The following is a 21,413-nucleotide window of genomic DNA, read 5'->3' on the forward strand; positions in this document are numbered from 1 at the left end:
ATCAGCCCGCGCTAGATGCCCGCCAGGCCATCAGCAGCGCCATGCAGATCACCAGCACGAAGAAGTACTTGCGTAGCGCCCGCTCTTCCAGCCGGGTCGCCAACCGCGCCCCGGCCGCCGTGCCGATCCACAGCCCCAGCACGACAAGGCCCAACAGCATCCAGGGCAGCCCGTTGGCAACGCCGGCATAGACAAGCACCGCCGGCAACGCCAGCGGCAGCGCATTGATCGCGAGACTCACCGCCTGCGCCCGGTGCTGCGAGTAGTGCAGCGCCACCGTCAGCAGTGCCGTGATGGCCAGCCCGCCGCCGATGCCGAGCAGGCCCGACGAAGCACCAGCGACCATGCCCACGACCACCAGCGCGGCGGCAGCTCCGCGCGGCTCCTCGGCTTGCACCGCATCGACGCCACCGGCCTTCGCTGGCGACTTCAACACCACCAGCGTCGCCAGCACCAGCAGATACCCCACGAACATCCAACGCAGCGCCGCATCGGCAACATGGCTCGCCCCGAGCGCGCCCGCATAGGCCCCCGCCAGAAACCCAAGCGAAATCCAGATCACCGTGCGCCACGAGGCCCCATGCCCCGCCACCCGGTAGCGCAGAAACCCCGCCAGGCTGGTCGGCACCAGTTGCGCCGCGAGCGAGATGGCCTGCGCATCGTGTTGTCCCAGGCCCGGCATCAACGCCAGCGCGGGCACTAGCGCCCCACCGGGGCTCACACCGAGCAACCCGCCCATCGCACCCGAGAAGATGCCGATCGCCAGTCCGCCCAGCGCCTGAACGAGGCCGAACGATTCGGGCATGGGTTAAGCGGCGCCCTGCCCCGAAGGCGCCAGCAGGTGGTCGATGCGGCTGTCCCCATAGGTGCGCAGCACCTCGGAGATCACCACCTTGTACCCGTCGAGCCAGTTTGCCTGCGCCGCCTTGGCCTGCTGGTGCACGGGGTGGCGGATCAGCGCCTGCAGGCTGTCGAGCGAGTCCCAGTAGTAGACGTTCGACACCAGCCCGTTGCCCGCGTTCTCCCATGTTTCCTCGCCCAGGTAGCCGGGCAGCGACTTGGCCGCCGTGGCGATGGTCTGGTCGAGACGGTGGAATTCGTCATCGAACTGCTTCTTGGCGAAGATGAAGGTGGCGGAGTACATGGCGGGCTGGAATCTCCTGAATGAATGAACCCGAATGGCCTCGGGCAAGGCCCGGACGGGCGCCGATTCTGCGGCATGTGCCCACGCCAATCCACCGTTTTGCCACGCGAACGCTGAGAATGCACCGCATGGCCATCCAGTACGACATCAAGCACACCACCGTCTATCGCTACAACAAGCCGGTCACCTTCGGCTTGCACCGCGTGATGTTCCGTCCGCGCGACAGCCACGACCTGCGCGTGCTGGCCACCGACCTGCAGGTGAGCCCGCAGGCCTTCACACGGCTCATTCAAGACCCGCATTCCAATTCTGTGGCGCTGGTGCAGCCCATGGGCGAGGCGACCGAGTTGCGCATCGTCTGCTCTTTCACCATCGAGCACGTGCCGGCGCAGCAGGACCAACTGGCGCTCGACCCGGCCGCTGAATTTTTGCCCTTCGCCTATTCGGTGCAGGAGCGCCTCGACCTCGAGCACTACCTGCGCCCGCACCACGACGACGACAACCAGGGCACGCTGATCCGCTGGGCCCACCAGTTCCTGCACACCGACAAGCCCAACAGCACCCGCGAAGTGCTCACGCGCATGAACGCGCACATCGGCCAGAGCCTCGAATACAAGGCGCGCGACGAAGAAGGCACGCAGTCGCCGCTCGTCACGCTGGCGCTCGGCAGCGGCAGTTGCCGCGACTACGCCCTGCTGATGATGGAAGCCGCGCGGCGCCTGGGCATAGCGACGCGCTTCGTCTCCGGCTATCTCTACGACGCCGCGCTCGACAACGCCGCCCAGACCAAGGGCGAATCGATGACCGGCGCCGGCACCACGCACGCCTGGCTGCAGGCCTATCTGCCGGGCATCGGCTGGCTGGCCTTCGATCCGACCAACAACCTGATGGGCAGCGGCCAGTTGATCCGCGTCGGCGTCACGCGCGACCCGGCGCAGGCAGCGCCCATCTCGGGCAGCTGGTATGGCGACGCCGAGGCCTACGAAGGCCTTGAAGCGACGGTGGTCGTCACGCGTCGCAAGAACTGAGCGCCGCCGGGCCTCGCTTTCGCGCCCCTACCTCGACCGCGCCGCCCGATACGCCTTGACCACCGGCACCGCCGTGGCGGGGCTGTCGGCGAAGAGGCCATCGATGCCCACGTCGAGAAAAGCCTTGATCTCTCCGGCCGTGTCGCCGTACGCAGTCGGGTCGGTCTTGGGCTCCTTCTTGAAGCTGTCGAGCAGGAAGTTGTTCTCGGGCCGGATCGTCCAGATGTGGACCTGCAGCTTCTTCTCGTGCGCGTCCTTCACGAGCGTGGTCGGCGTGCCCAGCTTGCCGTTGACCACCGGGATCACGCTCGCCTTGTCCGCGCCGATACCCTGCGCATAGGTCGCGATCTCGGCCAGGCCCTCGGGCTTCTTGAGATCGGCATAGGTTCGCTTGTCGCCCAGGACCTCGAGGTCGTAGGGCGCGCCCGCCGAGTAGACGAGCTGGACGATCTTCACCGTGCTCTTCAGGCGGATGTCCTTCAGGTTGCCAGTCTCGAAGGACTGCACGAACACCGGAGCATCAGCCTTGTTCAGGTCGTGCTTTTGCAAGGTGTCGAGTAGCTTCTTCTCGAGCGGCAGGCCGATCGAGCGGAAGTAGGTTGGGTGCTTGGTCTCGGGGTAGATGCCGATCACGCGACCCTTGGCCACCGACTGCGTCTTGGCTAGCTGGATCACCTCGTCGAGCGTCGGCACCTGGAACTGGTCGTTGTACGACACGTTGGCCGGGCGCAGCTTCGGAATGCGCTCGCGAGCCTTCAGCTCCTTGAGTTCGGCCAGCGTGAAGTCTTCGGTGAACCAGCCGGTGATCGAGATGCCGTCGATGGTCTTGGTGGCCTTGCGGCCAGCGAACTTCGGCACGTCGGCCACGTTGGTGGTGGCCTCGATCACGTTGCCCGAGGCGTCGACGATGGCGATGGCGTTTTCGTGGCGGGCAACCAGTTCGCCGTCCTTGGTGGGCACCAAGTCGGGTTCGATGAAATCGGCCCCGTCGTCGATGGCCTGCTGGTACGAAGCCAGCGTGTGCTCGGGCCGCGATGCCGAAGCGCCGCGATGGCCGATGACGAGCACGGGTGCGGCCTCCACGGGTGCTGGCGCTGGTGCAGGGGCCGGAGCGGGAGCCGGTGCCGGCGGTGACGCCGGCGCAACGGGCAGCGCGGGCATGCCGCCGCCACTGCCACCACCGCATGCCGCCATGAACGCGCAGGCACAAGCCGCCAGGGTGGTCCTGGAAAAAGTTAACAACTGCATTGAAATTCCCCCCATTTGTTTCTATTGATGTAAATATCCCCGCCTTTAGCTGCCAAGCAGTTTGGCAACAGGCGCGCCGGATCATCGAGAGGAGAGGTGTCGGTCGCGTGACATGCACCACGCGACAAAGGGCCATCGGCGCGCACAGGCGCCCGCCCGTACCGGATCAGCCGCGCGCTGCCAGCTTCGCTTCGAGCTCGGCGATGAGCGCGCGGGCTTCGTCACCTTCGGGAATCGGCCGGCCACTGTCGCGCCACTGCACTGCGCTCTTGAAGCCTTCGGCCTCCGCCTGACGCCTGAACCACATCCCCTCGGGGTTGTGACGCGTGATGCCATCGAACACGGTCGCGAACATCTGGCTTTGCTCCAGACCCATCGAATGCCAGACCTGGTTGACGACCAGCTTGTGCATCATCAGATGCGAACGCGGCACGCCCGCAATGCGCAACGCGAGCTTCAGCGTGGCGTCGTCGAGCTGATCGGCAGGCACCGAGAAATTGGCCAGTCCCCACTCTGCCGCCTGTGTGCCGGGAATGGTGTCGCCCGTGAACATGAGCTGCTTGGCGCGCATGGCGCCGAGGCGATAGGTCCACATCGCAGTGGTCGGGCAACCCCACACGCGCGTGGGCATGTAGCCGATGCGCGCGTCGTCGGCCATGGTCAGCAGGTCGCAGCACAGCGCGATGTCGCTGCCGCCCGCAACCGCATAGCCATGTACCTTGGCGATGGTGGGCTTGCGGCTGTGCCACAGGGACATGAAGTCGCCTGTGTTGCGCTTCATGGCGGCGTAGTCGAGCATCGGGTCCCACGGCGTTTTCTCTTGCCGGCAGGGGTGGTCGCCCTGCTCACCGTCACCCTCGCGGCCATGGCCTTCGGCATAGTCGCCGAGGTCGTAGCCGGCGCAGAAGGCGCGGCCTGCGCCTTCGACCACGATCACGTGCACCTCGTCGTCGGCTTCGGCCCATTCGACCGCGCGTCGAATCTCCGAAGGCGTGGTCTCGCCGATGGCGTTGAGCTTGTCGGGCCGGTTGAGCACGAGGCGCGCGATGCGCGGGTGCTGCGGGTCCTTGTCGATCAGGACGGTGTTGAAGGCTGGCATCTGGCTTGTCTCCTTGCGTGAGGGTTGTGCTGCTCTTCCAGCATCGTCACCCACGCACAGGCAAACCTGCAAGCTCTTCAGGCCCCCGCCGCACCACCCAGCTGAAAGCGAAACACCGCACCCTTGTCCGGCTGCTGCACAAGCCGGATGTCGCTGCCGTGCAGCTGCAGAATGCGCTTCACGATCACCAGGCCCAGCCCGCCGCTGCTCGCGCTGTCGGTGCGCGAACCGCTCATGAACACGGGGCGCATGAACAGGGCCGGCTGCAGCTCGCCCGGAATGCCGGGGCCCGTGTCGCTCACCTGCACCGTCACGCCCGCGTTCTCCGCGCGCAGCTGCACCACGATCTCGCCGCCCTCGGGCGTGTGGCGGATCGCGTTGTCGAGCAGGTTGGTCAGCACGCGCTCGATCATGCCGAGGTCGGCCGACACCACCGGCAGGCCCGGCGCGATGTCGGGCTTGAGGCGTTGATGCCTCGCCTCGGCCGCCAGCTCGAACTTCTGGAACACGTCCTGCACGAGATCGGCGAGTGCAAAGTTTTCCTTCTCGGGCTTGACCACACCGTATTCGAGGCGCGCCAGTTCGAACACTTCCTGCGCGAGACGGCCGACCTTGCGGCTCTGGCCCAGCGCAATCTCCAGATAGCGCCGCCGCTCTTCCTCGCTGAGCGTGCCGGCCTTGAGCAGCAGCGTTTCGAGATACCCGTGCAGCGACGTGAGCGGCGTGCGCAGGTCGTGCGAAATGTTGGCGAACAGCTCGCGGCGCTGCTGGTCCTGCAGGGTCAGCTCGCGCCATTGTTCGGCGATGCGGCGCGTCATCTGCGTGAAGGCCTGGCCCAGCTGCGCGATTTCGTCGCGGCCGTGCGAGAGACGCTCCAGCGTGGGCGCTTCGCTTTCGAGCGAGGCGATGCCTTCGGTCTCGAAGCGCTTGACGGCCGAGGTCAGCTCGCGCAGCGGCCGGGTGATGAGGCGGAATGCCGCGAGGCCCGCGAGCAGCCCGAGCAGCGCCACCAGGCCCATCGACCACAGCGTGGTGCGCAGCACGTTGTCGGTCGCCGCATTGGCGACCAGCGCGTCGTGGTCTTCGCCCTGCAGCACCACGTAGACGTAGCCCACGTCGCGCCCGTCCATGCGCAGCGGTGCGGCGCTGAACACCTTGGACGCGCTGGAGCTGCGCGGATCGTCGCCCCCGATGGGCAGCGGCGCGCCCGACAGCAGCTTGCGGATCGGCCCCAGCTCGACCTTGTCGCGCTTCAGGTGCCCCAGCGGTGCGGCCTGCGCCTTGATGCGGCCGTCCAGCCCCAGCAGGTAGACCTCCACGCTCGGGTTGACGGCCATGAGCTTGTCGAACAGGTCCTTCACCGCTTCCTGGTTGAGCCCGCCGGGCTTCATGAGCTCGGAGTTCTCGGCGATGTGCGCCGCGAGCCCGAGCGACAGGCGCTGGATGACCTCCTGCTCGTGGATGCCGTTGGAGCGCATCTGCAGCCACGCCGAGGCCCCGCAGCACACCAGCAGCAGCACCGCGAACACGGCCGACAGCCGCCGCGACAGCGTGGCCCACGCCATCACGCGGAGTCCTCCCCGTTCGCAGTGGCCGACAGCTTGTAGCCGCGCCCCCACACCGTGAGGATGCGCCGCGGCTCCGCCGGATCGGCCTCGACCTTGGTGCGCAGCCGGTTGATGTGCGTGTTGACGGTGTGCTCGTAGCCGTCGTGCTGGTAGCCCCAGACCTGGTTGAGCAGGTCGAGCCGCGAGAACACCTTGCCGGGGTTGCGCGCGAAGAAATACAGCAGGTCGAACTCGCGCGGCGTGAGCTCGATGAGCTTGCCGTCCACGCGCACCTCGCGCGCCAGCGGCTCGATGTCGAGGTTGCCAAGCGTGAGGCTGCCCGACTCCATGCGTGCATTGCGCGCCAGCGCGTCGGTGCGCCGCAGCAGCGCCTTCACGCGCGCCACCAGCTCCAGCACCGAGAAAGGCTTGGCCAGGTAATCGTCGGCGCCCAGCTCCAGGCCGAGGATGCGGTGCACCTCGCTCGACCGCGCGCTGATGATGATGATCGGCGTGTAGCGCGTCATGGCGCGAGCACGGCGGCAGATTTCGAGGCCGTCGATGCCGGGCAGCATCAGGTCGAGCACCAGCGCGTCCCAGTTGCCGCGCTCCAGTTCGCGCAGGCCGGCGTGGCCGTCGGCGGCGCGCTCGACCGCATAGCCTTCGTCGCGCAAGTGCATGCGCAGGAGTTCGGCAATGTGGGCGTCGTCCTCGACGATCAGCACGCGCTTGGCAGTGTCCATGGTGGCGCCATTGTCCCGCGATACGGCTTCTGGAGTTATCACGATTAATTGAACTTTGCGTGATGAATCGGCCATGGGGTGCGCCCAACAATCCGCCCCATGAACAGCACAGTCATCGCCCCACTTGCCGCGCCGGCCCCTGAGGTCGATCGGCGCCCCATCCATCCGCTGTGGATGCGCATCACGCACTGGCTCAACGCGCTGGCCGTGGTGATCCTGGTGACTAGCGGCTGGCGCATCTATGACGCAGCGCCTTTCTTCCCGTTCACCATTCCGACCGTGATAACGCTCGGCGGTTGGCTCGGCGGTGCGCTGCAGTGGCACTTTGCGGCGATGTGGCTGCTGGTGTTCAACGGCTTCGTGTACCTGACGATGAACATCGCCAGCGGCCGGCTGGCCCGCAAGTTCTTTCCGGTGACGCCGGCCGGCATCTGGCACGACGCGCTGGCCGCACTGAAAGGCAAGCTCTCGCACGCCGACCCGCGCCACTACAACAGCGTACAGAAGCTGGCCTACCTGTTCGTGATGCTCGACCTGATCGTGATCGTGCTCTCGGGCCTGGTGCTGTGGAAGTCGGTGCAGTTCCCCGTGCTGCGCGAGCTGCTGGGCGGCTACGAGTTTGCGCGCCGCATCCACTTCTTCGGCATGGCCGCCATCGTCGCCTTCGTCGTCGTGCATCTGGTGATGGTGGCCTTGGTGCCCCGCACCCTCCTCACCATGATCCGCGGCCGCACGCCCAAAGCCTGATGAAAATCTTCAAAGCCCCCACCCTGAGCGGCATCGACGGCGACGCCGTGCTGCACGAAGCCCGCACGCTGATCGCGAAGAAGCTCGACCAGCCTTCACGCCGCATCTTCCTGCAACGCTCGCTCACGCTAGGTGGCCTCTCGCTGCTCACGGGCTGCAGCATCAGCGACAACGCGCAGGTGGAAGCCGCGCTCACGAAGATCTCGCGCTTCAACGACAAGGTGCAGGGCCTGATCTTCAGCCCCACGCAGCTCGCCCCGACCTATACCGAGGCAGAGATCACGCGCCCCTTTCCATTCAACGCCTACTACGGCGAAGACGAGGTGCGCGAAGTAGACGAAGCCAGCTACAAGCTCGAAGTGACCGGCATGGTCGCCGACAAGCATGCCTGGACGCTGGCAGAGCTGCGCGCCATGCCGCAGCACGACCAGATCACGCGGCACATCTGCGTGGAAGGCTGGAGCGCCATCGGCAAATGGGGCGGCGTGCGCTTTGCCGACTTCCTGCGCCACATCGGCGCCGACCTGACAGCCAAGTACGTCGGCTTCAAGTGCGCGGACGACTACTACACCAGCATCGACATGCCCACCGCGCTGCACCCGCAGACGCTGCTGACGCTGACCTACGACGGCCAACCGCTGCCGCCCAAGTACGGCTTTCCGATGAAGCTGCGCATGCCGACCAAGCTTGGCTACAAGAACCCGAAGCACATCAAGGCGATGTTCGTCACCAACACCTACACAGGTGGCTACTGGGAAGACCAGGGCTACAACTGGTTCGGAGGGAGCTGAGGGGCTGACACAGCCGCTCGACTGCCGAAGAAAGCGCGAGGCCCAGTTCACTGTAACCAGGCCGATCTTTGAAACGAAATCCAAACTCAACCCAGGAAGACTCCAATGAACAAGCTCACCGCAACCCTGCTCGCAACCTGCATGGCCTTCGCCGGCGCCTCGGCTTTCGCCGCGGACGAAATGGCGAAAGACGGCATGGCAAAGGATTCGATGTCCAAGGACGCCATGAAGAAAGACTCGATGGCGAAGGACTCCATGTCGAAAGACGCCATGAAGAAGGATTCGATGGCCAAAGACTCGATGTCCAAGGACGCCATGAAGAAAGACGCCATGGGCAAGGACGAAATGAAGAAGTAAGCAGGCAAGGCACCTCGCAAGCGCCATTGACGCCCGGAAGATTCGGCGTCAATGTCGCGTCAACACAGAGAACCCGTCCCCCCAAGGAAGCATCATGAAATCCCTCGCACTCACCGCCGGCACGCTGGCTGCCGCCGCACTGGTCTGGCACGCGGTGCCCTCGTTCGCCGAAACCGCCCGCCGTGTGCCCGCGCCCACGGCTGACCTTGTGGCACCGCCGGCCGCGAAGACCGAAACCGCCGTATTCGCTGGCGGCTGTTTCTGGGGCGTGCAGGGCGTGTTCCAACGGGTCAAGGGCGTGAGCAATGCCGTCTCGGGCTACGCTGGCGGCGACGCCAAGACAGCGCGCTACGACGAAGTCGGCTCGGGCCGCACGGGCCATGCCGAATCAGTACGCATCACCTACGACCCGCAGCAGGTCAGCTACGGCAAGCTGCTGCAGATCTACTTCTCGGTGGCTCACGACCCGACCGAACTCAACCGCCAGGGCCCGGACACCGGCACGCAATACCGCTCCACCGTGTTCGCCGAAAACGCCGAGCAGGCGCGCATTGCCACCGCCTACATCGCACAGCTGAACCAGGCCAAGACCTTCGGCAAGCCGCTGGCCACCACGATCGAGATGTCCAAGCCCTTCTATGCGGCCGAGGACTATCACCAGGACTACCTGACGCTGCACCCGAGCCAGCCCTACATCGCGATCAATGACATGCCGAAGATCGACGACCTGAAGAAGCTGTTCCCGGAAAGCTACAAGGCAACGCCTTCGCTGGTGAAGGCGGCAAAGGCCGGCTGATCGACTGGCGGACTCGGCAGGCCTACAGCAGCTTCAGCCGCCTGGCCTGCTCGGTCAGCTCCGCCCGGAAGGCCGGATGCGCGATGCCGATGAGCTCGCGCGCCCGCTGCTTCGCCGACTTGCCTCGCAACTGGGCCACGCCGTATTCGGTGACCACGTAGTTGATGTCGTTCTTGCTCGTGCTCACATGCGTGCCCGGCGATAGCGAAGGCACGATGCGCGAGATGGTGTCGCCCTTGGCCGTCGAGGGCAGCACGATGAAAGCCTTGCCGCCACGCGAGCGATTCGCCGCGCGCACGAAGTCCGACTGCCCGCCCGTACCCGAGTACGGCGCATGGCCCAGGCTCTCGGAGCCGCACTGGCCCAGCAGATCGATCTGCATCGTTGCGTTGATGGCGATGAGGTTGTCGTTGAGCCCCGCCAGCGCTGGGTCGTTGGTGAAGTTCACCGGGTGCATCTCCAGCGCCGGATTGCGGTCCATGAAGCGGTAGAGCTTGCTCGACCCCAGCGCGAAGGTGGCGATCGACTTGCCCGGCAGGTAGTTCTTGCGCCGGTTGGTGACGGCCCCGCTCTCCACCAGCGTGAGAATGCCGTCGCCGATCATTTCAGTGTGGATGCCAAGGTCATGCTTGTGCGTGAGCTGCATGACCACCGCATCGGGAATACCGCCGTAGCCGATCTGCAAGGTCGAGCCGTCGTCGATCAGGTCGGCCACGTACTTGCCGATGGCCTCCTGCACCACACCGATCTTCGGCAGGCCGACCTCCATTACCGGCGCCTCGTTCTCCACCAGCGCGGCCACCTGCGAAATGTGCACATGGCAGGCGCCGTATGCGAAGGGCACGTTCGGGTTCACCTCCAGCACCACGGCGCGAGCCTTTGCGACGGCGGCCATCGTGTAGTCGGCGCCCAGGCTCAGGGCAAAGTAGCCATGCGCGTCCATCGGCGAGGCCATGCTGAAGACCACCTCGGTCGGAATCTGCCCGCGCTCGATCTGCGCCGGAATCTCCGAGAAGTAGTTCGGAAGAAAGTCGATCCAGCCCTCCTGCCCGCCTGCGCGGGTGGCACCACCGAAGAACAGCGCGACGTGGCGCACGTGCTCGACCGTCTCGGGGTCGATGTAGGCGTACTTGCGCATCGCAAGAATCTGCGCGACCTTCACGTCGCGGAAATCGCGGCGCTGCTCCGACAGCGCCGTGAGCAGCGTGGGCGGCTCGCCGACTCCCGTCGGCACGACGATCATGTCGCCGTTGCGCACCTGGCGCACAGCGTCGACGGGGGATGCGAGCTTCTGGCGGTACAGGTCCTGGAGCGTCGTCATGCGCGATCTATGCCTCTTTCTTGTAGTCGCCGCGACGCGCGGCCTGGTTGGCCCGGGTGCGGCGCACCAGCGCCTGCTGCGCGACGGGCACGTTGGCAGCGTCGCCCTTCCATGCATCGAGCGCGGGCTGCTGCACCGCGCGGGAGAACGAGAAGGCCAGCGCCCACGGCATGCGCGACTTGAACCGGATGTTCATTTCATTCAGCCGGGCAGAAGCCAGCTGCGCCGACTGGCCGCCCGAGAGAAACGCCACGCCGGGCACTGCGGCGGGCACGGTGCGCAGCAGGCAGTTCACCGTGGCCTCCGCGACCGCCTCTACAGAATCCTGCACAGCGGCCTTCTGCCCCGGCAGCACCATGTTCGGCTTCAGCAGCATGCCTTCGAGCAGCACGCCTTGCGCGCGCAGTTCGGCGAAGGTCTTGTGCAGCACTTCTTCGGTAACTTCGGCGCAGCGCGCGAGCGAATGGCTTCCATCCATCAGCACCTCGGGCTCGACGATGGGCACCAGGCCGGCTTCCTGGCACAGCGCGGCATAGCGAGCGAGCGCATGGGCGTTGACGCGAATGCATGCGCGCGTCGGCAGGCCATCGCCGATGGCGATCACGCCCCGCCACTTGGCAAAGCGCGCGCCCATACCGGCGTATTCGGCTAGGCGCTCGCGCAACCCGTCCAGCCCTTCGGTGACGGTCTCGCCGGGATGTCCGGCCAGCGGCTTCGCTCCCGTGTCGACCTTGATGCCCGGAATGATGCCCACGTCCTCCAGCGCCTTGGCAAAGGGCTTGCCCGCATTGGTCTTCTGGCGGATCGTCTCGTCGAACAGGATCGCGCCGCTGATGCTGTCACCCAGCCCCGGCGCGGTGACGATCAACTCTCGCCAGTCGCGCCGCGCCGCCTCGGTCTGCGGGATGCCCAGCGTGGCGAAGCGCTTGTTGCAGGTGGCATTGCTCTCGTCCATCGCGAGCAAGCCCTTGTCGCCAGCGACGAGCGCGCGGGCGGTGTCGATCAATGTCTGTGCGGTCATGGGCGGTACACCTTTCCGGCGGCCATCCTACGCCCTCGCGGACGACTCGTTAACACCGTGAACCTGATCGCTGGCCGACTTCGTGTTTCAGCCAATGCTGCGCCGTGGGTCTTTATCAAGCCGAAGCCAACGGACAGTAACCTTCGCGCGTCGAGACGGAAAGGAAGCCTGAATGGAACACGGTTCACGAAAGTGTCATGCGCGCCGCGTCAAAGGGCCCGCAGTGCTGGCCGGGCTCGCGCTCGCCGCAGCCGTGTTCACAGCACCTTCCGCATTCGCGGAGCTGGGTGGCGCTCCCACCATGGGCCCCGGCCAGCGCGTCGCCATCGAGTCGCGCAAGGCCACCAATCAGACGACCGGCAGCGCAACGGCTGAAGCGGCCGCCAGCTGGAGCATGCGTGAAGTCACGCTGCCCGATGGGTTGATCCAGCGCGAATACCTGACGACCGACGGCACCGTGTTCGCGGTGGCGTGGCGCGGCTCGCACAGGCCGGAGCTGTCGGTGCTGCTGGGCACGCGCTACGCCACGCAGATGTCCCGCAACGCACGCGAGCTGCGCCAGCAAGGCAGGGGCTCCCACGGCACGACCTCGCAGGCGGACGAGACCTTCGCGGTGCATGCCTCGGCGCACCAGCGTTCCTCGACGGGTGTTGCCTGGCTGCCCCGGATGCTGCCTCCGGGCCTCGACCCAAACACGCTGTCCATCCCGGAACAAGGCTCCTGATCCTTTCAACCCGCTTGCAACCACACACCGTGCCCATGGAACAACGACAAGCAGGCAACCGGCGCGCTGCCGGCACCAGGACCTTGATGATTCTCCGAGCGGCTGCAGCGTCGGCATGCGCCGCAGGCCTGCTGGGACTCGTCGCCTGCGGCGGCGGGGGCGGCGGAGGCGGTGGAGCCCTGCCGATCGCGCTGCTGCCCACCAGCAGCCCCGCATCGACTTCGGCACCGGCCACCACACAGGCCCCCACGACAAGCTCGCAGAACTCGATGTCCCTCACCGTGTCGCACGGAACCGATTCGAATGGGGTCAACCTTCCACAGGTCAGCGTGCAACTCTGCGTGCCGGGAACCGGCACATGCCAGACCATCGACAACGTGCTGGTCGACACCGGCTCCACGGGCTTGCGCATCGCCGCCGCAGCGCTCAATTCGTCGATGCAGGCGGCCTTGCCGCAGGAGACTGTGAACGGCTCGCCACTGAACGCATGCGAGCAGTTCCTCGACGGCTATACGTGGGGAACGATGCGGGTTGCCGACATCACGCTGGGGCCGAAGTCCGCAAGCTCGCAACCGCTGCAGATCGTAGGAGACCCGGCGTCTGGCACCGTGCCCAACGCATGCTCGGACAACGGAACGCTGCAGGCCGAGAACACCCCCGCGGACCTGGGAACGAACGGCATCATCGGCGTGGCCGCCTTCCTGCAGGACTGCGGCTCCGCATGCGCGCAGCAGGCCATCGCAGCCACCTACTACACCTGCCCGTCGGGAGGCCAGTGCCAGAACACGGCGGTGCCGGTCGCGATGCAATCGCAGAACGTCGTTGCCAACTTCGCGCAGGACAACAACGGGGTCGTGCTCAGCCTGCCGGCGATTTCCTCTGCGGGCCAGGGCGTCACGGTGGGCACGCTCTACTTCGGCGTAGCCACGCAGGCCAACAATGCCATGAGCGGAGCGACGGTGCTGCAGACGAATCCGCGCACGCTCAGTGTCTCGGCCACCTACAAGAACACGAGTTTTCCCGACAGCTTTCTCGACAGCGGATCGAACTTCTTCTTCCTGAACGATTCCACGATCACCCAGTGCGCGAAGAGCGGCAACTTCGCCGGCTTCTACTGCCCCACCAGCACACTGGACCTGAGCGCCAGTTTCACCGCCGCGGTAGGAGCTCCATTGAGCCAGAGCTTCGCGGTTGCGAGCGCACAGTCGCTCTTCACGAGCAACCCCGGTGTGGTGGCGGTCAACAACATCGCCGCCACGAGCTCAGGCAGCGGTGCCATCGACTTCGGCCTTCCGCTCTTCTACGGCAGGCTGGTCGCCGTGCTCAACGAGGGGCAGTCCGCGCTGGGCCAGCAAGGGCCGTTCACGGCATTGGCAACTCCCTGATCAGAGCTAGGGCTAGATCACGTTCTTCTCGAGCAGAGGCCTGTTCTCGAGGATTCGCGCGAACGACACGGGCGAAAGATCGAGGCTGCGGTACTCACCGAAGCGGATCAGCTCCGCCACGCCTCGCCCAGCCGCCGGGCATTGCTGCAAACCGTGGCCCGAGAAGCCGTTGGCAAAGAACAGGTTGTCGCAGTCAGGATGCAGGCCGAGGATGGCGTTGTGGTCGAACACGTTCATCTCGTAGTAGCCGGCCCAAGCGCCGGTCATGCGAATGGCTTCGAAGGCCGGCACGCGCTCGGCCAGTGACGGCCAGATGAAGCTGTCGAAGGCTTCGTACTCGACTTCGAGCGGCGCGTCGTCGTGGTCCTGGTCTTCGGGCGGCGCGAAGCCGCAGATGAACTGGCGGCCTTCGGGGCGCAGCCAGATGCCGGAGGTGTCGATCACCAGCGGGCAGCCAGGCAGTGTGTCGGGGCACGAGAAGCTGAACACGCTGCGGCGGCGGCCGCGCACGGGCAGGTCGATGCCGGCCCATTCGGCGACCTTCGCGGCCCAGGCGCCTGCGGCGTTGACGACTACGTCAGCTTCCAGCGTCTGGCCGCTGTCGAGCTGCACGCCGGTCACGGTGCGCCCGTTGCGGCGCAAGCCCGTCGCATGCGCCTGCACGTAGCGCACGCCTTGCGAGGCGGCCTTCTTGCGGAAGGCCTGCAGCAGGCTGTAGCCGTCGTACCAGCCTTCGCCCGAGAGGCCGAGCGATGCGAGCGCAACGCCCTCGGTCGAGATCCACGGAAAGCGTGTCTTCAGTTCGTCAGGCGTCATCAGCGCAACATCCACCGAGTGCGCCTTCTGCATCGCGTGGTTCTCGCGCAGCACGCCGACACCGGCTGGCGAGGCGAGGTACAGGTAGCCGGGCTCTACAAGGCCGATGTCGGGCACGTCGTCGCCCACGCGCAGCGTCTCGCCGAGATTGCGGAAGAAGTCGATGCCGTAGAGCGACATCTCGATGTTGATGGCGGTGGAGAACTGCTGGCGAATCGAGCTAGCCGACAGCGCCGACGAGGCCTGCTTGTACGAGAAGTCGCGCTCGACCACCGTGACCTCGAAGGGCTCCTCTTCGGGGCTGCGGGTCAGGAAGTAGGCGATGGCGGAGCCGATGGCCCCGCCCCCGATGATCACCACACGACGCATGAAATGCCCTTCTTCTTGCTGCTCGTCATTGATGCTGCTGTTGATTCGTCACATACGCCAGCCGCGCCGCCGCCAGGTCCCACAGCGCATGGCCCACGGTCTTGACCAGCACCGGGCGGCCTTCATGTGCCGGCAACGCGTGGCAGAAGGCCTGCACTGTGGACCAATCGGCACCCGCCCGGATCAGGTCGCCCGCCTCGCTGCGCGCTCCCTCCAGCGTATCCACAAACACGGCGCAGCGCCGCACCAGTTCGGGCGGCACTTCGGCCATGTCGGCGCGGTAGGCGCCGATGGCGATCACAGTGGTGTCCGGCCGCGCCTGCGACGGGACCACCGGGTCTTGCGAGTTGGTTGCTGCGACGATCAGGTCGGCTTCTTCCGCCGCAGCCGCCGGATCGGCGACCGCACTGGCGTCAACGCCCAGCGAACGCATGTGCTGCGCCAACGCCTCCGCATGGGCTTGCGTTCGCGCGTGGATCTTCAGATGTCGCATGCCCCACACCGCAGCAAAGGCCTCGGCATGCGCGCGAGCCTGCACGCCCGCGCCGATCAACAGCATGCGCTCCGCGCCTGCGCGCCCTGCCCTGATTGCCCCGGCCAGAGACAGCGCCGCAGTGCGCCGTGCCGTCAGCACATTGCCATCCATCGCAAGCAGCCGGGTGCCGGTGGCCGCGTCCATCAACGTCACGTCGCCCTGCACCACCGGCAGGTCTCGTTCCGCATTGCTAGCGTGCACGGTCACCGTCTTCAGCGCGGCAAAGTGCTGGTCGGCCGCCGGCATCAGCAGCATGACACCGCCGGCCGCGAGCGGCACCGAGGTGCGTGGCGACGCATGCGCCTCGCCGCTGCGTTCACGCTCGAACATCTGCAGCAGCGCCTCGACCAGCGCGCCCCATGGCAAGGCTGCAGCGGTTTCCTCCGCGTTCAGCGTCCGCATGCGGGCCGCTGCCTCAGGAGCCGGCCACGCGCACGCGCTTGCCGTCCTTGTAGGTGAAGACGGTGAAGTCCGGCTTCTGCAGGTTGCCCTTGGCGTCGAAGCTGATGGTGCCGGTGACGCCATCGAACTTCACCTTGCGCATTGCCGGCAGATAAGCCTCGGGCTCGACCGAGTTGGCCGCGCGCATGCCGGCGGCCAGCGCCATCATGGCGTCGTAGAGGTACGGCGCATAGGTCAGCACGTCGACGCCATAGCGGGCCTTGTAGCGCTGCTCGAAATCGGCGCCCTTCGATGTCTTTTCGAGTTCCTTGCCGCCGCGCGTGCAGTACAGAAGGCCGTCGACCGCGCCGCCGCTGATCTTGGCAACCTCGTCAGTGCACAGCCCGTCGGTGCCGAGCAGCTTGGCCGTGATGCCGAGCTGCTTCATCTGCCGCGCGATGAGCCCGCCCTGCGCGTCCATGCCGCCGTAGAACACCACGTCGGGCTGTTTGCTCTTGATGGTGGTGAGGATGGCCATGAAGTCGGTGGCCTTGTCGCTGCCGTACTCCTGCGCCACCACGTTGCCGCCCAGCGCCTTCACGCCGCGCGTGAACACCTCGGCGGCACCCTGGCCGTAGGCGGTGCGGTCGTCGATCACTGCGATGTTCTTCGCCTTCATGTCCTTCACCGTGTAGTTGGCGATAGCCATGCCCACGTCCTCGTCGCTGGCCAGGATGCGAAAGACGTTGCTGTAGCCCTGCTTTGTGAAGGTCGGGTTGGTGGCGGTGGACACGTCGGGCAGGCCCGCGCGGCTGTAGACGGCCGAGGCCGGAATGGCCGCGCCCGAATTGAAGTGGCCCAGCATGCCCTTCACGCCCATGTCGACCAGTTTGTTGGCAACCACCATGGCCTGCTTGGGGTCGGCCTGGTCGTCTTCGGACTGCAGCACGAACTTGATCTTCTTGCCGCCGATGACAAGGCCCTGTTTGTTCAGGTCTTCGACCGCGAGCCGCGCGCCGTTGTCGTTGTCCTTGCCCCAGTGGGCGGCGCCCCCGGTGAGCGGACCGGCGTGGCCGATGGTGACGGTCTGCTCGGCCTGCGCGAACGCGGCGGCGGGCAGGCCCAGGACGGAAGCCAGTGCAATGCCCAGAGCGGTACAACGGGCGGTGCCACGGGTGCGCAAAACAATCATCGGAAGTCTCCTCTTATCGTTGGCAGGGGGTCGGCACGCAGAATAGAGTCGTGGGCGCACGCTGAACAAACGCTAAAAACGCACAACGTTGTGCACGCCGGGAAGGACACCGGCGCCCGGGCACGACCGGTGCTTTGGCTGAAAGACTGAGACAACCGCTGGCAATCGATGAGAAAAGACATTCCCAACCTCGGCGCGCTGCAGGCCTTCGAGGCCTCGGCTCGGCTGGGCAGCTTCACCCGCGCGGCGACCGAACTGGCACTGACGCAAAGCGCAGTCGGCCGGCAGGTGGCCATGCTCGAACAGCGGCTTGGCGTGCCGCTGTTCTCACGCGTGCGGCGCCGGCTCACGCTCACCGACGTGGGCCGCGAATACGCGGCGCGCATCCGCCGCCACCTCGACCAGATCCGCCGCGACACGCTCGAGATCAGCGCCGGCCACGAGATGGGCTTCGTGCTGGAGCTGGCGGTGGTGCCGACCTTTGCCACGCAGTGGCTGATACCGCGGCTGCCGGAGTTCAGCCAGCTGCATCCGAACATCACGGTGAACCTGTCGGCGCGCTCGCAGCCCTTCTCTTTTCAGGAGAACGCCTACGACGCGGCCATCTACTTCGGCGACCAGTTCTGGCCGAACACGCGCGGCGGGCTGATCTTTGCCGAGGGCGAGATGGTGCCGATCTGCAGCCCCGCGTTCCGCGATGCGCACGGGCCGTGGGACGAAGCCAGCTTCGAGCAATGCCGCCACGTGCACCTGAGCACGCGCGCCCATGCGTGGCGCGACTGGTATGCGCAACAAGGCTGGGAGTACACGGTGCACGCCTCGCGCGGGCCACGCTATGAGCTGTTCACCATGGTCGTCGCGGCCACGGCGGCCGGCATGGGCGTGGGCCTGGCGCCGCGTATCCTGATCGAACACGAGCTACGCGCCGGCGAGCTCGTGATTCCGGTGGACCGGCACCTCGACGTGCGCCAGGGCTACTACTTCGCGTACCCCGAAGGCCGGCCGGCCTCCGGGGCGCTGGAGCACTTCAAGCGGTGGGTACTCGGGCTGACGCCGGCTTAAACCGGATTGGGATTGCGTTCAAGAAAGCCCTGCTGATGCCAGTAGGGATAGGCCCGCGTCGTCGTGCTGGCTGCATCCAGTTCGGCAACCTGCGCGGGCGTGAGGTTCCAGCCCACCGCACCGAGGTTCTGCCGCAGCTGTGCCTCGTCGCGCGCACCGACTACCACGCTCGACACGGTCGGGCGCTGCAGCAGCCAGTTCAGCGCGACCTGCGGCACTGTCTTGCCGACTTCGGCGCCAACCTTTTCCAGCGCCTCGACCACGCGGTACAGCAACTCGTCGGGCACCGGCGGGCCCATGTCGGCGGTAACGTGCAGACGGCTGTTGGCGGGCAGCGGCTGGCCACGGCGGATCTTGCCCGTGAGCCGGCCCCAGCCCAGCGGGCTCCACACCACCGCGCCCACGCCCTGGTCTTGCGCCAGCGGCATCAGCTCCCATTCGTAGTCGCGGCCGACCAGCGAGTAGTAGGCCTGATTGGCGACGTAGCGTGCCAAGCCGTAGCGCTCTGAAACGGCCAGCGACTTCATCAGGTGCCAGCCCGAGAAATTCGACACGCCGATGTAGCGCAGTTTGCCCGCGCGCACCAGATCGTCGAGCGTGCCGAGCGTTTCTTCAACCGGCGTGCTCGCATCGAAGCCGTGCAGCTGGAACAGGTCGATGTAGTCGGTGCCCAGTCGCTTGAGCGCGCCGTCGACAGCCTGCACGAGGTGATGGCGCGACGACCCCACGTCGTTCGGCCCCTCGCCGCTGCGGAAGGTGGCCTTGGTAGAGATCAGCAGCCCGTCGCGCGGGCGGCCCTTGATCGCCTCGCCGAGCACCGACTCGGCTGCACCAGCCGAATAGATGTCGGCACTGTCGAACATGTTCACGCCTGCCTCGAGGCAGATGTCGATGAGCTTGCGCGCCTCGGCCACATCGGTGCTGCCCCACGCGCTGAAGAACTCGCCCTTGCCGCCGAAGGTGCCGGTACCAAAACTCAACACGGGGACCTTGAGGCCTGATTTGCCCAGATGACGGTATTCCAAAGTGGTACTCCTTGGTGTTTGCGGATTCATTGATGAAACCGACAGGCCGACCGGCTTGTCGTCGGGCCATTGTTGGACGAAGAGGTGAACCCTGCGGGCGGATGGGCTTTGTGGAAATCGGACACGAACAGTTGACAAAGCCATCACGAAATTCTCTTTTTCGGCCAGTAGCATGCGCCGCGAGGTCGTGATCCGTGTCGTGCATAGATGCGCGGACACGCCTCGCGAAGAGTCAGCAACCAATCAAAAAGCTTCAGGGAGAAACCACATGCTTGTCGAAGTCGACAAACACGGAATGATCAATCACGCAAGGGTCAGGCATGCTCGCAGCCCTCAGATCGAACGAGGAAAACGGAGTGGAGCAATCACCGGCATCGTCGTGCATCAGACCGATGCCGATACCTTGGCATCTTCATTGAACAGCTACAAGAATCCCAAGGCGAACGGAGCGCACTTTCTCATCGATACCGATGGCACGATCTACCAGACCGCCGCAATCTATCAGCGCACGAATCATGTGGGGCCATTGAAGGCTCGATGCCTGATAACGGGCAGGTGCACTCCGCGCGACTTCCCTGCAAAAGCTGGAGCCAAAGCGATTCATCGCATCGAAATGCGCAAGGCACCTCATGACCGCTATCCAGGGAACATGGAGGCCGTCGGAATCGAGATGGTTGGCAGAGCCAGGTTGCCGTTGGGCTTCAAGGACCCGGATATCCGCGCCAAACGGCCTCTCGAAAAGCTGCGTGCAGAATTCGGCATCTTTCCCACACCGTCCGCTGCGCAGAATCAATCGCTCGCGTGGCTTGTCAGCGTGCTTGAGAACTCCATGCAGATTGCACCGGGCGAAGTCTTTCCACATTCCGACGTCAGCTGGAAGAACCCCACAGAGGCACAAGGTGCGAATTGGAATCTGAAGGTACCAACACCATGAGCAGCGCCAGCATTCTTGGCATCGCGGCACTTGCTGTGGCTGCAACGGTATTTCCTGTTCACGCGGCCGACATGCGATATCCGATCGCCAATGTGGTGAAGATAGAAATCACTGAGCCTTCGATACGATCTGCATGGGAAAACAAGAACTTTCTTGACTGCGACGACGTTGTCCTGACCGAGGAAGATGTTCGCTATGCACTCCGGCACATGCGCAAAGTCCCGGAGAAATCCTATTTCGACGAGTACGCCGAACGAACAGGATGCCTTGGCGGTGCGCGCGTCACCTTCAAGAACGGCAAGACTATTGCTATCGGCATCGAGCCGACGGGGCGCATCAATACCTTCGAACTCAACGCCAAACTCAAGCCCACCTCCGGCCCGGAAACCTACTATGAATGCCAGCCTTGCAAGGCCCGCAAGATGGGGCTTCTGAAGGACGCGCTGGATCGGGCAGATGAACGACGGCTCAGGAAGCTGGAGGCAGAAGGAAAGATTCCCCCCGGCGAAGCGGAACGTCGCCTGAAGACATTGCGGGCCAGCCGTTGAACTCGACACTTCCCCCTCGCGCACCATGAGTCAAGTCAAGGTTCTTTTGATGGCGTCGGTCTTCGCGATAGCAACCGCCCAGGTTCATGCAGCCGATAAGCGATACCCGCTCGACTCCGTACGGAAGATCGAGATCATCGAGCCCTCCAGCGGAACTTCCTGGGAAGACAAAGACTTCCTGGATTGCTCGGATGTCATCCTGACCGAGGAAGACGTGCGGTACGCACTGCAGCACATGCGCAGAGTCTCGAGGAAGTCCTACTTCAGCGAGTACACGGAAAGAATGGGGTGCGCGGGCGGTGCGTCAGTCGCATTCAAGAACGGAAAGATCATCGTCATCGGAGTCGAACCTACGGGACGAATCAATGTCTTCGAGTCGAACGCAAAACTTGAACCCACCGCCGCCCCAGAGAGCTTTTACGACTGCGCACCTTGCAAGGAGCGCAAGATGGCTCTTCTGAAGGACGCGCTGGATCGGGCAGATGAACGACGGCTCAAGAAGGCGGAGGCAGAAGGAAAGATTCCTCCTGGCGAGGCCGAACGCCGGCTGAAAGCTCTGCGGACCAACCGCTGACCGCCTCCACCCAACCCGCTTCGGCG

Annotated in this window: 23 protein-coding genes; 11 read left to right on the forward strand and 12 right to left on the reverse strand. The window is 65.3% G+C overall.

Annotated elements, in window-relative coordinates:
- Position 1 precedes the first annotated feature (1 nt).
- Positions 2 to 805, reverse strand: coding sequence for a sulfite exporter TauE/SafE family protein (locus tag ACSFBF_RS05075; RefSeq protein ID WP_435465242.1), 804 nt, complete (start codon positions 803 to 805; stop codon positions 2 to 4).
- Positions 806 to 808: 3 nt separating this feature from the next.
- Positions 809 to 1,144 (reverse strand): antibiotic biosynthesis monooxygenase family protein, encoded by a 336-nt coding sequence (locus tag ACSFBF_RS05080; protein WP_435465244.1) that lies wholly within the window; start codon positions 1,142 to 1,144, stop codon positions 809 to 811.
- Positions 1,145 to 1,272: 128 nt separating this feature from the next.
- Between ACSFBF_RS05080 and ACSFBF_RS05085 the strand changes: the two genes are divergently transcribed.
- Positions 1,273 to 2,172, forward strand: coding sequence for a transglutaminase family protein (locus ACSFBF_RS05085; RefSeq protein WP_435465246.1), 900 nt, complete (start codon positions 1,273 to 1,275; stop codon positions 2,170 to 2,172).
- 27 nt (positions 2,173 to 2,199) lie between these two features.
- On the opposite strand, the gene ACSFBF_RS05090 is transcribed toward ACSFBF_RS05085, so the two are convergent.
- The 4 genes from ACSFBF_RS05090 to ACSFBF_RS05105 form a co-directional block, all read right to left on the reverse strand.
- On the reverse strand, positions 2,200 to 3,420 hold the full coding sequence (locus ACSFBF_RS05090) for a glycerophosphodiester phosphodiesterase (protein ID WP_435465927.1): 1,221 nt from the start codon (positions 3,418 to 3,420) through the stop codon (positions 2,200 to 2,202).
- 166 nt (positions 3,421 to 3,586) lie between these two features.
- Positions 3,587 to 4,519, reverse strand: a complete 933-nt coding sequence (locus ACSFBF_RS05095; protein WP_435465247.1) for a crotonase/enoyl-CoA hydratase family protein — start codon at positions 4,517 to 4,519, stop codon at positions 3,587 to 3,589.
- 77 nt (positions 4,520 to 4,596) lie between these two features.
- Positions 4,597 to 6,084: a sensor histidine kinase gene (locus ACSFBF_RS05100; RefSeq protein ID WP_435465929.1), complete on the reverse strand. Its 1,488-nt coding sequence runs from the start codon at positions 6,082 to 6,084 to the stop codon at positions 4,597 to 4,599.
- On the reverse strand, positions 6,084 to 6,809 hold the full coding sequence (locus ACSFBF_RS05105) for a response regulator transcription factor (protein WP_435465249.1): 726 nt from the start codon (positions 6,807 to 6,809) through the stop codon (positions 6,084 to 6,086). The genes ACSFBF_RS05100 and ACSFBF_RS05105 overlap by 1 nt, the downstream gene beginning before the upstream one ends.
- 99 nt (positions 6,810 to 6,908) lie before the next feature.
- On the opposite strand from ACSFBF_RS05105, the gene ACSFBF_RS05110 reads away from it, so the two are divergent.
- The 4 genes from ACSFBF_RS05110 (at position 6,909) to msrA (ending at position 9,500) form a co-directional block, all read left to right on the forward strand.
- Positions 6,909 to 7,556 carry a cytochrome b/b6 domain-containing protein gene (locus ACSFBF_RS05110; RefSeq protein ID WP_435465251.1) on the forward strand — a complete coding sequence of 216 codons (648 nt, stop codon included), beginning with the start codon at positions 6,909 to 6,911 and terminating at the stop codon, positions 7,554 to 7,556.
- Positions 7,556 to 8,347 carry a molybdopterin-binding protein gene (locus tag ACSFBF_RS05115; RefSeq protein ID WP_435465253.1) on the forward strand — a complete coding sequence of 264 codons (792 nt, stop codon included), beginning with the start codon at positions 7,556 to 7,558 and terminating at the stop codon, positions 8,345 to 8,347. The genes ACSFBF_RS05110 and ACSFBF_RS05115 overlap by 1 nt, the downstream gene beginning before the upstream one ends.
- 105 nt (positions 8,348 to 8,452) lie before the next feature.
- On the forward strand, positions 8,453 to 8,704 hold the full coding sequence (locus tag ACSFBF_RS05120; RefSeq protein ID WP_435465254.1) for a pentapeptide MXKDX repeat protein: 252 nt from the start codon (positions 8,453 to 8,455) through the stop codon (positions 8,702 to 8,704).
- Between the two features lie 94 nt (positions 8,705 to 8,798).
- The gene (msrA, locus tag ACSFBF_RS05125; protein WP_435465255.1) at positions 8,799 to 9,500 is read left to right on the forward strand and encodes a peptide-methionine (S)-S-oxide reductase MsrA; all 702 of its coding nucleotides are present in this window, start codon (positions 8,799 to 8,801) and stop codon (positions 9,498 to 9,500) included.
- 22 nt (positions 9,501 to 9,522) lie between these two features.
- Here msrA and ACSFBF_RS05130 read toward each other — a convergent pair whose 3' ends face one another.
- On the reverse strand, positions 9,523 to 10,821 hold the full coding sequence (locus ACSFBF_RS05130; protein WP_435465257.1) for an acetyl-CoA hydrolase/transferase family protein: 1,299 nt from the start codon (positions 10,819 to 10,821) through the stop codon (positions 9,523 to 9,525).
- Between the two features lie 7 nt (positions 10,822 to 10,828).
- Positions 10,829 to 11,842, reverse strand: a complete 1,014-nt coding sequence (locus ACSFBF_RS05135; protein WP_435465259.1) for a class I fructose-bisphosphate aldolase — start codon at positions 11,840 to 11,842, stop codon at positions 10,829 to 10,831.
- Positions 11,843 to 12,014: 172 nt separating this feature from the next.
- On the opposite strand from ACSFBF_RS05135, the gene ACSFBF_RS05140 reads away from it, so the two are divergent.
- Positions 12,015 to 12,566 (forward strand): DUF2844 domain-containing protein, encoded by a 552-nt coding sequence (locus ACSFBF_RS05140; protein ID WP_435465261.1) that lies wholly within the window; start codon positions 12,015 to 12,017, stop codon positions 12,564 to 12,566.
- 35 nt (positions 12,567 to 12,601) lie between these two features.
- Positions 12,602 to 13,951, forward strand: coding sequence for a DUF3443 family protein (locus ACSFBF_RS05145; protein WP_435465263.1), 1,350 nt, complete (start codon positions 12,602 to 12,604; stop codon positions 13,949 to 13,951).
- Between the two features lie 12 nt (positions 13,952 to 13,963).
- On the opposite strand, the gene ACSFBF_RS05150 is transcribed toward ACSFBF_RS05145, so the two are convergent.
- The 3 genes from ACSFBF_RS05150 to ACSFBF_RS05160 are packed head-to-tail and all read right to left on the reverse strand — an operon-like array spanning position 13,964 to position 17,244.
- On the reverse strand, positions 13,964 to 15,136 hold the full coding sequence (locus ACSFBF_RS05150) for an NAD(P)/FAD-dependent oxidoreductase (RefSeq protein ID WP_435465264.1): 1,173 nt from the start codon (positions 15,134 to 15,136) through the stop codon (positions 13,964 to 13,966).
- A gap of 25 nt (positions 15,137 to 15,161) precedes the next feature.
- Positions 15,162 to 16,073: a delta(1)-pyrroline-2-carboxylate reductase family protein gene (locus tag ACSFBF_RS05155; protein WP_435465265.1), complete on the reverse strand. Its 912-nt coding sequence runs from the start codon at positions 16,071 to 16,073 to the stop codon at positions 15,162 to 15,164.
- Positions 16,074 to 16,086: 13 nt separating this feature from the next.
- A complete protein-coding gene (locus ACSFBF_RS05160) occupies positions 16,087 to 17,244 on the reverse strand; it encodes a branched-chain amino acid ABC transporter substrate-binding protein (protein ID WP_435465267.1) in 1,158 nt (385 codons plus the stop codon).
- Positions 17,245 to 17,412: 168 nt separating this feature from the next.
- Between ACSFBF_RS05160 and ACSFBF_RS05165 the strand changes: the two genes are divergently transcribed.
- Positions 17,413 to 18,306 carry a LysR substrate-binding domain-containing protein gene (locus ACSFBF_RS05165; RefSeq protein ID WP_435465268.1) on the forward strand — a complete coding sequence of 298 codons (894 nt, stop codon included), beginning with the start codon at positions 17,413 to 17,415 and terminating at the stop codon, positions 18,304 to 18,306.
- Here the strand turns inward: ACSFBF_RS05165 and ACSFBF_RS05170 are convergent.
- The gene (locus tag ACSFBF_RS05170; protein ID WP_435465269.1) at positions 18,303 to 19,331 is read right to left on the reverse strand and encodes an aldo/keto reductase; all 1,029 of its coding nucleotides are present in this window, start codon (positions 19,329 to 19,331) and stop codon (positions 18,303 to 18,305) included. The genes ACSFBF_RS05165 and ACSFBF_RS05170 overlap by 4 nt on opposite strands.
- 268 nt (positions 19,332 to 19,599) lie before the next feature.
- Here ACSFBF_RS05170 and ACSFBF_RS05175 point away from each other — a divergent pair, with 268 nt between their 5' ends.
- From ACSFBF_RS05175 to ACSFBF_RS05185, 3 genes are read left to right on the forward strand one after another with little or no spacing between them, the layout of a single operon-like run.
- The gene (locus ACSFBF_RS05175) at positions 19,600 to 20,265 is read left to right on the forward strand and encodes a peptidoglycan recognition protein family protein (RefSeq protein WP_435465270.1); all 666 of its coding nucleotides are present in this window, start codon (positions 19,600 to 19,602) and stop codon (positions 20,263 to 20,265) included.
- Complete coding sequence (locus ACSFBF_RS05180) at positions 20,262 to 20,813, forward strand: hypothetical protein (protein WP_435465272.1); 552 nt, start codon at positions 20,262 to 20,264, stop codon at positions 20,811 to 20,813. The genes ACSFBF_RS05175 and ACSFBF_RS05180 overlap by 4 nt, the downstream gene beginning before the upstream one ends.
- 25 nt (positions 20,814 to 20,838) lie before the next feature.
- Positions 20,839 to 21,387 (forward strand): hypothetical protein, encoded by a 549-nt coding sequence (locus tag ACSFBF_RS05185; RefSeq protein ID WP_435465273.1) that lies wholly within the window; start codon positions 20,839 to 20,841, stop codon positions 21,385 to 21,387.
- Positions 21,388 to 21,413: the final 26 nt, after the last annotated feature.

The organism is Variovorax nivicola, from assembly GCF_051216475.1.
Taxonomy (GTDB): Bacteria; Pseudomonadota; Gammaproteobacteria; order Burkholderiales; family Burkholderiaceae_C; genus Variovorax.

Coding starts and splice junctions, on each gene's coding strand:
- msrA (WP_435465255.1), top strand. CDS start 8,799: ATGAAATCCCTCGCACTCACCGCCGGCACGCTGGCTGCCGCCGCACTG.
- ACSFBF_RS05110 (WP_435465251.1), top strand. CDS start 6,909: ATGAACAGCACAGTCATCGCCCCACTTGCCGCGCCGGCCCCTGAGGTC.
- ACSFBF_RS05155 (WP_435465265.1), bottom strand. CDS start 16,073: ATGCGGACGCTGAACGCGGAGGAAACCGCTGCAGCCTTGCCATGGGGC.
- ACSFBF_RS05095 (WP_435465247.1), bottom strand. CDS start 4,519: ATGCCAGCCTTCAACACCGTCCTGATCGACAAGGACCCGCAGCACCCG.
- ACSFBF_RS05160 (WP_435465267.1), bottom strand. CDS start 17,244: ATGATTGTTTTGCGCACCCGTGGCACCGCCCGTTGTACCGCTCTGGGC.
- ACSFBF_RS05130 (WP_435465257.1), bottom strand. CDS start 10,821: ATGACGACGCTCCAGGACCTGTACCGCCAGAAGCTCGCATCCCCCGTC.
- ACSFBF_RS05075 (WP_435465242.1), bottom strand. CDS start 805: ATGCCCGAATCGTTCGGCCTCGTTCAGGCGCTGGGCGGACTGGCGATC.
- ACSFBF_RS05090 (WP_435465927.1), bottom strand. CDS start 3,420: ATGCAGTTGTTAACTTTTTCCAGGACCACCCTGGCGGCTTGTGCCTGC.
- ACSFBF_RS05185 (WP_435465273.1), top strand. CDS start 20,839: ATGAGTCAAGTCAAGGTTCTTTTGATGGCGTCGGTCTTCGCGATAGCA.
- ACSFBF_RS05105 (WP_435465249.1), bottom strand. CDS start 6,809: ATGGACACTGCCAAGCGCGTGCTGATCGTCGAGGACGACGCCCACATT.
- ACSFBF_RS05165 (WP_435465268.1), top strand. CDS start 17,413: ATGAGAAAAGACATTCCCAACCTCGGCGCGCTGCAGGCCTTCGAGGCC.
- ACSFBF_RS05175 (WP_435465270.1), top strand. CDS start 19,600: ATGCTTGTCGAAGTCGACAAACACGGAATGATCAATCACGCAAGGGTC.
- ACSFBF_RS05100 (WP_435465929.1), bottom strand. CDS start 6,084: ATGGCGTGGGCCACGCTGTCGCGGCGGCTGTCGGCCGTGTTCGCGGTG.
- ACSFBF_RS05120 (WP_435465254.1), top strand. CDS start 8,453: ATGAACAAGCTCACCGCAACCCTGCTCGCAACCTGCATGGCCTTCGCC.
- ACSFBF_RS05080 (WP_435465244.1), bottom strand. CDS start 1,144: ATGTACTCCGCCACCTTCATCTTCGCCAAGAAGCAGTTCGATGACGAA.
- ACSFBF_RS05140 (WP_435465261.1), top strand. CDS start 12,015: ATGGAACACGGTTCACGAAAGTGTCATGCGCGCCGCGTCAAAGGGCCC.
- ACSFBF_RS05180 (WP_435465272.1), top strand. CDS start 20,262: ATGAGCAGCGCCAGCATTCTTGGCATCGCGGCACTTGCTGTGGCTGCA.
- ACSFBF_RS05135 (WP_435465259.1), bottom strand. CDS start 11,842: ATGACCGCACAGACATTGATCGACACCGCCCGCGCGCTCGTCGCTGGC.
- ACSFBF_RS05085 (WP_435465246.1), top strand. CDS start 1,273: ATGGCCATCCAGTACGACATCAAGCACACCACCGTCTATCGCTACAAC.
- ACSFBF_RS05150 (WP_435465264.1), bottom strand. CDS start 15,136: ATGCGTCGTGTGGTGATCATCGGGGGCGGGGCCATCGGCTCCGCCATC.
- ACSFBF_RS05115 (WP_435465253.1), top strand. CDS start 7,556: ATGAAAATCTTCAAAGCCCCCACCCTGAGCGGCATCGACGGCGACGCC.
- ACSFBF_RS05145 (WP_435465263.1), top strand. CDS start 12,602: ATGGAACAACGACAAGCAGGCAACCGGCGCGCTGCCGGCACCAGGACC.